General features: G+C 43.6%; 6 protein-coding genes. All 6 read left to right on the forward strand.

The annotated features are described in order from the left end of the window. Positions 1-7 precede the first annotated feature (7 nt). Positions 8-991 carry a glycoside hydrolase family 43 protein gene (locus tag KSX81_RS12215; protein WP_149946802.1) on the forward strand — a complete coding sequence of 328 codons (984 nt, stop codon included), beginning with the start codon at positions 8-10 and terminating at the stop codon, positions 989-991. Positions 992-1,131: 140 nt separating this feature from the next. After that, on the forward strand, positions 1,132-4,320 hold the full coding sequence (locus KSX81_RS12220) for a SusC/RagA family TonB-linked outer membrane protein (RefSeq protein WP_118218355.1): 3,189 nt from the start codon (positions 1,132-1,134) through the stop codon (positions 4,318-4,320). Positions 4,321-4,340: 20 nt separating this feature from the next. After that, entirely contained in the window at positions 4,341-6,227 is a 1,887-nt protein-coding gene (locus tag KSX81_RS12225) for a RagB/SusD family nutrient uptake outer membrane protein (protein WP_118218357.1), read from the forward strand. A gap of 23 nt (positions 6,228-6,250) precedes the next feature. Next, positions 6,251-9,334, forward strand: a complete 3,084-nt coding sequence (locus tag KSX81_RS12230) for a SusC/RagA family TonB-linked outer membrane protein (RefSeq protein WP_118218409.1) — start codon at positions 6,251-6,253, stop codon at positions 9,332-9,334. 25 nt (positions 9,335-9,359) lie between these two features. After that, entirely contained in the window at positions 9,360-11,156 is a 1,797-nt protein-coding gene (locus KSX81_RS12235) for a RagB/SusD family nutrient uptake outer membrane protein (protein ID WP_217725441.1), read from the forward strand. A 29-nt stretch (positions 11,157-11,185) separates the two neighbouring features. After that, positions 11,186-12,088, forward strand: a complete 903-nt coding sequence (locus tag KSX81_RS12240; protein WP_004302773.1) for a BT_3987 domain-containing protein — start codon at positions 11,186-11,188, stop codon at positions 12,086-12,088. The last annotated feature ends 87 nt before the right edge of the window (positions 12,089-12,175 follow it).

Raw genomic sequence — 12,175 nt, forward strand, 5'->3', positions numbered from 1 at the left:
TATGTTTATGAAAGAATGTAAGACTATCCAAAAAGTAATTTTCATATTAGCGGTGATATGTGTATCTATCACCCAATCATGGGCGGATTCATGGAAAGAAATATCCTTTGCCGATCCCACTATCTTTGTGGAGAACGGAAAGTATTATCTCACAGGTACACGCAATCAGGAACCGCAGGGCTTTGCTATCCTCGAATCGACCGACTTGAAGCATTGGACTGTGCCTAATGGAAAAGATTTGCAACTTATATTGAGAAAGGGAGACCAAGCTTTCGGTGAAAAAGGCTTCTGGGCACCTCAATACTTTAAGGATAAAAGAACTTATTATTTCACTTATACCGCTAATGAGCAAACAGTAATTGCTTCCTCAAAATCGGTATTCGGACCTTTTCGTCAGAAGGAAGTCAAACCGATAGACGCTTCCGCTAAGAATATAGACTCTTTCCTATTTAAGGATGATGATGGAAAATACTACCTGTATCATGTCCGCTTTAATAAAGGCAATTATCTTTGGGTAGCCGAGTTTGACATAAAGAAAGGAAGTATCAAACCGGAAACATTGAAACAATGTATGGACTGTACGGAGCCTTGGGAAAAGACTCCGAACTATAAGTCTGCACCGGTGATGGAAGGGCCGACTGTTATGAAGTGGGACGGGGTATATTATCTTTTCTATTCTGCCAATCATTTTATGAATATCGACTATTCGGTAGGCTATGCTACTGCTTCTTCCCCTTTCGGTCCGTGGAAGAAGCACCCGAACAGTCCGATCATTCATCGCAGCCTCGTAGGAGAAAACGGATCAGGACATGGAGATGTATTTAAAGGGCTGGATGGAAAATATTACTATGTTTACCATGTTCATCGTTCGGATTCCACCGTGTCTCCTCGTAAAACACGTATTGTTCCGCTCATCCTGAAGAAAGGAAACGATGGCATATACAATATCACCGTAGACAAAGAGCACGTCATAAAGCCAATGTGGAAATGATTTGTTCAGAAATGTAGTAGAGAAATCTATTTTGCACATTTGTACGGGTTTTAAGGAGATTCTTCCCTTTCATTTGAAGATTTTCCCGCTTAATTTGTGTCTTGAGATAAAGAATTTGTTAACAGTTAAAAATAATGTTTATGAAAAGAGACAGACTTTATTTTTCTTTCTTATGTCTTTGTTGCTTTTTGTTTTGTGCGCTGGACGTGCAGGCACAACAAGACTATTGGAAGGGACAAGTGAAGGATGCAGTATCCGGTGAACCGATGATTGGCGTCAGTGTTCGCGTGAAAGGTACGGGAAGCGGTACGATTACTGATTTTGACGGTAATTTTACTGTGAAGGCATCAAAAGGAGACATACTTGTCATTTCTTATGTGGGTTATAAAACTCTGGAACTGGATTTAAAGAATAAAACGACTTTAGGCGTAATCTCTTTAGGAGAAGATACGGAGACCCTGGAAGAAGTGGTAGTGGTTGGATACGGTGTACAGAAAAAGGTGTCCAGTGTCGGTTCCATTGCTACTGCAAAAGGAGATGATTTATTAAAGATAGGTAGCGTGAACTCCGTTTCCGAAGCCTTGCAAGGTCAGATGCCGGGTGTGGTTGCCATCAATTCCACTTCAAAGCCGGGAGCCGATAAGGCTTCTTTATTGATTCGTGGTAAGTCTACCTGGGGAGAAGCGGAGCCACTGGTATTAGTGGATGGTATCGAACGTGACTTCAACGATGTCGATGTGAACGAAATCGAATCTATTTCCGTACTGAAAGACGCTTCGGCAACTGCGGTTTACGGTGTGAAAGGTGCGAACGGCGTTATCTTGTTGACAACCAAACGCGGACTCGAACAGAAACCGGAAATCTCATTCACAGCTAACTTCGGTTTTAAACAACCTTCTGCTGCTCCTGAATGGTCTGACTATGTGACCTCTATGAAACAGTATAACAGGGCACAGGCTAATGATGGTAACTGGGGAGCAATGGTTCCCGAATCTACCATTACCGCATGGGAAAATGCGTATGCTACCGGAAATTACGGTCCATATAACGATGTCTTTCCCGAAGTGGACTGGTGGAAAGAACTGGTAAAGAATGTAGGTTATGAACAGGCTTATAATCTTAATGTACGTGGTGGTACGAAGAAAATGAGTTATTTCGTATCTTTGGGTTATTTGCATGACGGAGATATTTTTAATACTACCAAACAAGAGGATTTCGATCCTTCCTTCTCTTACCGTCGTTATAACTGGCGTAGTAATTTCGACTTCAATATCACAAGTACTACTAAACTTTCGTTCAATGTGGCCGGTAAGATGGGTTATCAGAACCAACCGTCTTATTATGAGAATGTCGATTCTCCGGATGAACGTTTTTTTAAAACGTTCTTTACGGCTCCAAGTAATGAATTTCCGATTAAATATAGTAATGGAATATGGGGAGACGGGTTAAGCTCCGATCAAAATATAGCCTGTCTGATGAACGAAGGAGGTAGTCGTAATATTAAGCAACATCAAGGTTTTTACGATGTAATCTTGAATCAGAAGCTGGACTTTATTACAAAGGGACTGTCATTGAAAGCATCATTGTCTTACACTACTTCTTCTTCATGGACTACCCAGATCATGCCGGGTAAGATTTTAGGTAAAGACGATTTGGTTGCCCAACGTACACATATTCGTATGAATCGTGTGTATGATTACGCCAATCCTATTTATAATGCTGACGGAACAATTACTTATAATTATACCGAGAAACGCTATCCGGATGAAAATGCTCCCGGAGATTTGCCTGTTGGTGGTGTTTATGACGGTTTCAAGGCTTACGGACGTAAACTTTATTACGAATTAGCATTGAATTATAGTCGCCAGTTTGGCGATCACGATGTAAGTGCCTTATTTGTATTTAACCGTAAGATGAACGAATCAACCAATACTGCTAATTCGGGTGTGATGAACTTCCCGGCTTACGAAGAAGACTGGGTAGGCCGTGTCACTTACAACTTCAAAGAGCGTTATCTTGCTGAATTTAACGGTGCCTACACTGGTTCGGAAAAATTTGCTCCGGGACGCCGTTTCGGATTCTTCCCCTCTGCCTCTATTGGTTGGCGTATCAGTGAAGAACCATGGGTAAAGAAATTGACCAAAGGTGTACTGACCAACCTGAAAGTGCGCTATTCGTATGGAGTAGTTGGTAATGATAAAGGTGCTACCCGTTTCAACTATATTCAGAAGTTTGAGCAACTATCTGCCAATGCGCAGTTTGGTAAATATCAGACCAGTAACTGGGGACCTTTGTACAAAGAAGGAAAACTGGCCGACCCCGATGCTACTTGGGAAGAATCTATCAAGCAGAATATCGGTATCGAAATAGGTTTGTGGGGTAAACTAAACTTTACTGTGGATTTGTTCGATGAAAAGCGTAATAACATTCTGATGACACGTAATACGATTCCGTCATGGGCCGATAGTGGTATTGCTTTTCCGCAGGTGAATCTGGGTAAGACTAAAAATCACGGTCTTGAACTGGATATTGCTTGGAACGACCATATCGGAAAGTTTAATTATTACGCGAAGTTTAATTTTGCAACCAGTGAGAACCGTGTTGTCTTTATTGATGACCCGAAGAATCAGAGCGAATATTTGAAAAAAGCCGGAAAGTCAATCGGATATGTGAATAAATACCTGGCAACAGGAAACTTCCAGTCATTGGATGATATTTATAACTCGGCGCAGTCCACTATTGCCAATGGTACACATAATACATTGATTCCGGGAGACTTGTATTACATCGATTATAATGGTGACGGCATGATTGATGCTAAGGATATGGTTCCGATGAAAAACCTGAACTATCCGACTACTACCCTCGGATTTACATTGGGAGGTTCTTACAAAGGAATCGGATTCAATATGTTGTGGTACAGTGCTATGGACGTTTATAAAGAAGCGATTCCTTCCTATTTATGGGATTTCCCGGAAGGTAATATCAAGGCTCAACCAAATACGTTGAATACATGGACAGCCGATGCTCCGATTCAAGGCGGTCCGATTCGCCCCAGTATTCATGTTCAGAGAAGTTATAATTCGGTGGCTAGTACATACACATATACCAACCATGCTTATCTTCGCTTGAAGAACCTGGAAGTGAATTATCAGATTCCGAAGCGTTGGTTGCAGCCTTTACGTCTGACAAAACTGCAAGTATATGTCAACGGTACCAATTTGTTGACGTTCTCGAAAGGTGATTCCCGCCGTGACCCCGAACATTCGGGACAGAATGTTTATCCGGTGGTGAGACGTTATAACATTGGTTTTAGATTAGGATTATGAGACACTTTAAATTTACTGATATGAGAAGACATAAGTTGAATTGGATATGGATCATTCTATTGGGGTTGTTTGTAGGAAGTTGTGAGGACTATCTGGACCGCTCTCCCGATGACGGACTTTCCGAAGATGATGTTTATAAAGATTATAGCAGTTTGTTAGGGTTCATGGACCGCATCTTTCAAAATGATGATATATTAATCTTTACACATGGTATCAACTCTTATTCGAATACATACGTAACGGTAGGTAATTTATCGGATGAATATGCATCCGTTCGCGATAATGATCCGTCGAAGTTTGTCAATGCAGGTAACTGGCTGGAGAATGCCGGTACACGTTTCGAAATAGGAAGTAAAAGTGATGGGAAGAATCTCAAAAGTGCTATTTCTCGTGCTTATACCGGACTTCGTATCGTGAACCGTGTAATTAGTGGAGTAGATCAAGTGAAATCCATCACAGACGACCAAAGGAGAAAACTGTTGGGACAGGCTCATTTCCTGCGTGCCTACTTCTATTTTGAGATTATCAAACGATATGGCGGAATGCCCATCTTTGACCAGCTTTGGGGAGCATCGGACGACTTTGACTTTCCCCGTAAAACTTATCAGGAATCCAATGCTTGGATGCAGACTGACTTGGATAAAGCCATTGAATATTTACCTATAAGCTGGCCTGACGAGGAACATGGACGGCCTGACAGAGTAAGCGCCATGGCATTAAAAGCGATGACACAGCTGTATGCTGCCAGCCCTTTGATGCAGAATGACCTGAATTCTATTGAAAACAAAGGATATGGAAAAGAGATGGCTGCTGAAGCTGCCCGTAGTGCGCAAAAGGCGATCAATGCTATTGAAAGTCACGAATATTATCGCCTGATGAATCATGACGAATATCGTAGTATTCAGCTAATGCCTAATTCCAATCAATTCGCACAGCCGGAATATTTATGGTTCCTGCGTTGGCATCATGGCAACTGGTCTGCTTTCGTCAGAGCGCAATGGCTGACACAACCATACGATAATAAAACCGGTGCCGAAGGTACTCCTTATAATGCTCCGACACAAAATGCGGTAGATATGTACGAACGTAAGGGAGCCGACGGCAACTACTATCCGATTACTGATCCGCGTTCCGGTTATGATGCGGTAAAGACTACCAATCCTTATTCGGATAGAGACCCTCGCTTCACTAATAATATCCTCGTGCCCGGTGAGCAATGGGGAAAGAATTTACAGGGTGTTCCCTATTATCTGACTACTTATTCGGGCGGTTACTCCGAGAACTTCATTTCTACCAATCAGTTTACGAGAGGCTCTCAACAGACCGGATATATGTGTAAGAAGTTCATTTGGCCGGAAGCAAGTGTGCCTTTGTTTGGCGAAGCTGGTTTCCAATTATATCGTTTGGTGGCTGTGTACATTCGTGTTTCGCAAGTTTATCTGGATATGGCAGAGGCTTCATACGAAGCGACAGGTGATCCGGATGCAGTCGTTACGGGTTGTACGATGTCGGCCCGTCAGGCTTTGAATAAAATCCGTGTAAGAGCCGGAATCGGTGAACTGCCGGATGGAGTTGACTTTAGAGAAGCTTATCGTCGGGAACGTGGTGTGGAATTAATGTTCGAAGGACACCGCTGGTATGATATCCGTCGTTGGATGATTGCTGAAGAACTGTTTAAGGGTGAATATCCGATCATGGGTGTCAAAGCAACTCCGATCAACCATTCTTATACGGCCGACCAGTTGAAAGTGGAAAAAGCCTGCACTTATAAGTTGACCGACTTTACTTACGAGTATGTTCCGGTGAGGACAGCCGTGCGGACGTTTAACAAGCGTAATTATTGGTATCCGCTGCCGATGGATGAAGTGGCGGCTTTGGATAATCTTCAACAGAACCCCGGATGGTGATACCTATAAATAAAGAAAAGTATATGAGAAACAAGATTAGATATATAAGACTGATAGGGCTCATATTTGTCCTTATCGTTGGCTCTAGCCTGACTTTCGCACAAAATAAATCAAAGAGAAAGTCGGCGAAGAAGCCTTTGGTGGAAGTAATTTCTATTGTTACCGACGAGAAAGGTAGCCCGTTGAAGAATGTTTCTATCATTTGTGGAGAAGGCGCAGTCGTTCTATATACAGATGCAAAGGGACGTTTTCAGACGAAGGTCGAGAATGACGCAACCGTTATGGTGGAGGCTTTGGGATATGAAGATAAAGTGTATAAGCTGACAGGCAGCAATATCGTTCCTGAAAAGATTGTATTGAAGAAAGAGCCTCTGTTTCTGACCGAAGAATCGCTGGTGAATAGAGCCGATGGTGGCAAGACGTATAAAGGGAATGAAGTAGGCGCAACGAGCGTACTGGAGAACGGACAGTTCGGAACCTTCCCTGATTTGACGCTGACTAATATGCTGCAAGGTAAAATGTTAGGTCTGCAAGTTCGCTCCACAGTCAGCGGATTGGGGAACAATACGCCTGATTTATTTATCCGTGGCCAGCATGGCATGTCGGAAAATACAGCTATCGTTATCATCGATGGTGTGGAACGTCCGGCAGCGGATTTGATTCCTGAAGAAATCGAACGCATCGAGTTGCTGAAAGATGCCACCGCCAAGATTCTTTATGGGGCACGTGCTGCGAATGGCGTACTTTGGGTGACTACCCGCAGAGGAAAGGCCAACCGCCGCATTTATAACGCAACCGCCGAAGCAGGTGTGGTACAGATGACGCGTACTCCTGATTTCCTGAATTCTTATCAATATGCTAATCTGTATAATGAAGCGCGTGCAAACGACGGACTGACTCCTTATTATAATCAGAAACAACTGGAAGGATATAAAAACTCCAAAGGAGCCAATGACCTATTGTATCCGAACGTTGATCTGTACGATCAGTTATTGAACAAAAATGCCAACTATCGGAAAGTATCGTTCGATATGACGGGAGGTACCGACAGAGTGCGTTATGCCCTGATTGCCGGATATGTAGGAGGTAGCGGATTTGAAGACGTTACCTATACTCCGCAACTGCACCGTCTGACTCTTCGCGGAAACCTCGACTTCAATGTAACGGATTTCCTGACTATATCCGCAGACGTTGCCGGACGTATGGAAATGCGTAAATGGGGGCAATTGGACTGTGGTCAGGTATTTACGGCCCTGTCTACGCATCGTCCGAATGAATACCCGCTGACTATGTCACCGGAAGAAACCGGACTAGCCAGCTCGGACGGAATTCCTTTGTTTGGCGCAAGTCTGCTGCGTCCGATGAATGCATACGCGGAAACAATGTACGGAGGATATACGGATGAGCGTTATACACGCAGCCAGACCAATATCGGTTTGAAATTCGATCTTGATATGCTGACAAAAGGGTTGAAAGCCGGTGCTTTCCTTTCTTTCGACAACTATGATTACCTGCAACTCTCTTTGAGCAAAGTCTATCCGACGTATGCCATCAAAACATATCGTAACTTTGCCGGTGAGGAACAGATCATGTACACCCAGATGAAGAAAACAGATGTAGCCACTTCACAGAGTCGGAAGTCGACTACCTTGCAGCAGACATTGGGTTGGAATGCCTTTGCCGCATACGAGAATACATTCAACCAAAAGCATGATGTATCGGCACGGCTGACTTACATGTACTCGAAAACAACGAATCAGGGAGTGACCCAGGACATCATCAATGCAAACTACGCATTGCGCTTAAACTATATGTATGACCGCCGTTATGCTGTGGAAGCCGACATGGCATTGATGGGAAGCAACCGTTTCAAATCGGGAAATAAATACTTCTTCTCGACTGCGGGTGGCCTTGCCTGGATTCTAAGCAATGAAGATTTCCTGAAAGACAATGAATACGTGAACTTCCTGAAACTGAAAACCAGCGCCGGTATATTGGGCTATGACAGAAGCACTGAACATTTATTGTATGAACGTGCCTGGTCGCAAGACGGCAGCTTCCGGTTCGGAACAACGAACAATGGCGCTACGGCTTACTATTCCACTTTTGTCCGTGCGGGCAATCCGAACCTGAAATGGGAAAAGGCAGCAGAATGGAACATCGGTGTGGAAGGCTTGTTCCTGAACAACCGCTTATATACCGAAATGAACTATTTCCGTGAGAAACATACGGACATCATCGGTTCTGTTGATGCCTCTTACGGGGATTATACTGGCAACTTTACCTACCAGGATAACATGGGCTCCGTCTTGAATCATGGTATAGAAGGAATGTTCACTTGGAGCGACCGCATCAACGACTGGGCTTATTCGGTAGGAGCCAATTTCGTATGGTCAAAGAATAAAGTATTGAAATGGAACCAGGTGAAACATGGTGAAGAATACCGCTACACAGTGGGGCGTTCTACCGATGCTATGATGGGACTGGTTGCCGAAGGATTATTTGGCAAAGATGTAGTCATCAACGGACATGCAACCCAGACGTTTGCCGATTATCAGGAAGGCGACATCGCCTACAAAGACCTGAACGGTGATAAAATCATTGACGGTCGTGACGTAAAGGAACTCGGAAACTCATTCCCACGTACTACATTGGGCATCGATTTCAATGTAAGTTATAAAGGCTGGGGGTTGTATCTTCAGGGATATTCCGAACTGGGCGTTCACACTTGGGCAACGAATGCTTATTACTGGAATAATGGAGAAGGTAAATACTCCAAACTGGCATTAGACCGTTATCATCCGGCAAACAATCCGACCGGAAATTATCCGCGCCTGACAACCACTGCTGGTGAGAACAACTTCCGCAATTCTTCTTTCTGGTTGAAGAATACAAGCTTCTTCCGTATGAAGAATGTTGAATTGAGCTACACGTTCAATCAGTTCTCCCCAAGTTCGGTAGTGAAGAAGATGAAGGTTTTCGCTCGTGGTGCAAACTTGTTTGTGCTTTCTTCCGTGAAAGATTTGGATCCTGAATTGCTGAATGCCGGTGTGACAAACTACCCGGTGACGCGTACTTTTACAGGCGGAGTCTCTTTTGTATTTTAATTTTGAACAATTAATAGATGGCAATATGAAACATATATTAGGAAGTTGCGTTTTAGCAGGTCTGTTTCTCTTTTGTGCTTGTGACGACACATTGGATACAAAGGTGACGTGGCAGATCGGAGACTCTGATACCTGGAGAGTGCCGGAACTTGCTCAAGGCGTACTATATAAAGCTTATAATGGCATAGCCAACCGCCCGGATTGTTTTGAAGATAACTTTCTGGATTGTGCTACCGATAATGCAGTGACTAATCTGCGCAGCTCTTCTGTCTATAAATTAAATATGGGTGGGATGACAGCGTTTAACAACCCGATCGGAAACTGGAGTAATGCGTATAACATGGTGAACTATGTAAACTCTTTCCTCGAAAACGGCTTGACCGACCAGGTGCAGTACAACCGCACCGATCCGGAAGTGGACAAGCAAATCAAGCTGCGTCTGGAAGGTGAATCGTATTTCCTGCGTGCATGGTGGCATTTTGAGCTATTGAAGATGTACGGCGGAAAGGCGAAGAATGGAAAAGCGTTGGGTATTCCGTTGGCAGATCATTTTATTTCGCAGGATGAGGCCGCGCAGAACGGTGAATTTCTTCGTCCTACTTATCAGGCAACAGTCGATTTTATCGTCAACGATTTGGATAATGCCATCGAGTTATTACCGAATGTGTATCAGGGAGATGACCTGGAGTTTGGTAATACACAAATCGGCCGTGCCACGAAAGCGGCGGCAGCTGTTCTGAAAAGTCGTGCGCTTTTATATAGCGCAAGCCCTGCCATGCAGGATGATGACGTGACGAAGATCACCGGCATGGGACAATTCGAAATTCTGAATCCTACGGTTTACCAGGCAAAATGGGAAGCGGTAGCCAAAGAGATCAATAAGATTCTGGGCATGGAAGGTTTCGGAACTTATGTTCCTGTTGCGGCTTCCTCCATTGCCGATGTGCAGACCGAAAGTTCCGATTATGCTTTCCGCAAATATTTTAATAGTAATCTACTGGAAGGCCTTCATTTCCCGCCATTCTATTATGGAAGTGCTCGTACCACTCCTTCTCATAATCTGGTAAAGGCTTTTTATGCGAAGAATGGTTATCCGGCAACCGATGTTCGTTCCGGTGTCGATCTGTCTGATCCTGATTTCGATCTGACGCAGCTTTATGCCGTACTTGATAATCGCTTTGCGCTGAATGTCTACTATCATAGTGCTATATTTGGCGATTCCGGCCAGCCGTTGGATATGTCCGAGGGTGGAAAAGATTCTCCTTCGTTTAGTGAGAATGCTACACGTACGGGTTATTATTTGGCTAAATTCGTTTCCAAGAAATCGGCTATGCTGAATCCGATTCAGACCTTAAACTCGGTTCATTACAATCCTTTGTTACGAAAATCGGAAGTTCTTCTTAACTTTGCCGAAGCTGCTAATGAGGCTTGGGGCAACCCGACGGTGAAAGCCGAAGGATGCCTGTATTCTGCATACGAAATATTGAAAACAATCCGTTCGCAAGCCGGGGGTATCAATTTTGATCTTTATCTGGATGAAATGGCTCAAAGTAAGGACTCGTTCAGAAAGTTGATTCAGAACGAACGTCGCTTGGAATTTACTTTCGAGAATCATCGTTATTTTGATATGCGTCGTTGGGTATTGCCGTTGAACGAAGAGGTGGAGGGTGTTACCGTTACCCGTAAGGAAGATGGTACATTCAGCTTCAAAGTACAGAAAGTGGAACAACGGAAATATGAAGTGAAAAACTATTTCATGCCGCTACCGTATGCAGAGCTGGAAAAGAATAAGAATCTAATGAATAATCAGGGTTGGGAATAACGTGCTGTTGATATAAATACTTATTTACAATGAAAAGACTAAATATATTATGGATAGGGCTGATAAGCGTTCTGATGACTGCTTGTTATGACGATTATGAAAAGGACTACGATAAGAGTTCTGTGTACTTTGCTTCGCAAAAACCTCTGCGGACACTGGTAGCCGATACAGATATGTCGATAAAGGTGGGAGTGGCTATTGGCGGTAAAAGAGAGGTGCATACCGATGATTGGGCTACGTTCGAGATCGATCCGTCTTTATTGGATGGTACGGGCTTGACACTAATGCCGGAAAACTATTATCAGTTGGCTAATCCGAATAAGATGACAATTAGCAATCCGAATCTGGCAATAGCAGATGTGAAAGTGACTTTCTCCGATGCTTTCTATGAAGACAATGCTGCTTTGAACAAGCACTATGCAATCCCTTTCCGGTTGGTCGATCATAATCAGGATGAAATTAGTACTGATGTGAATGGTAATTTGAAGGATTACAGTATTGTAGTTGTCAAATTTGTCAGCCAGTATCACGGTACCTACTTTGTGAAAGGAAAAGTTACCAATTTGTCTACTCAGCAGGTTACTGAATACAGTAACAAGGATTTGAGTCAGAATATGACCCGCGACTTTGTTTCGTTAGGTAGAAACAAAGTACGCAGACCGGGTTTCGGAAACACATTGGAAAACAATGAGTCGGTGAATCTGACAGTCAATCCGGATGGAAGCGTCAATATTGAAGCCGGAGGAAGCGTCGCTATCACGGATGCATCCGCCACATTAGATCCTGCAGCCGAATCATTGGAATTTGTAGGGAAACAGCCTAAGTTTACCCTTTCTTATAAGTACACGAAAGGTGGCGTCACTTATCAAGTTGACGAGGAACTGATTCGTCGTCAGAATCCGGAAGCTGATTTACGCTTCCAAGAATGGTAGAATAGGTATTAGTTGATTATAGATTTCTATTGCTCGCCGGTAATTAGCTGCATCAGTGAATGTTGCAGATTAATTACCGGCGATATC

It is taken from the genome of Bacteroides sp. MSK.18.37 (assembly GCF_019129155.2).
Lineage (GTDB): Bacteria > Bacteroidota > Bacteroidia > Bacteroidales > Bacteroidaceae > Bacteroides > Bacteroides ovatus.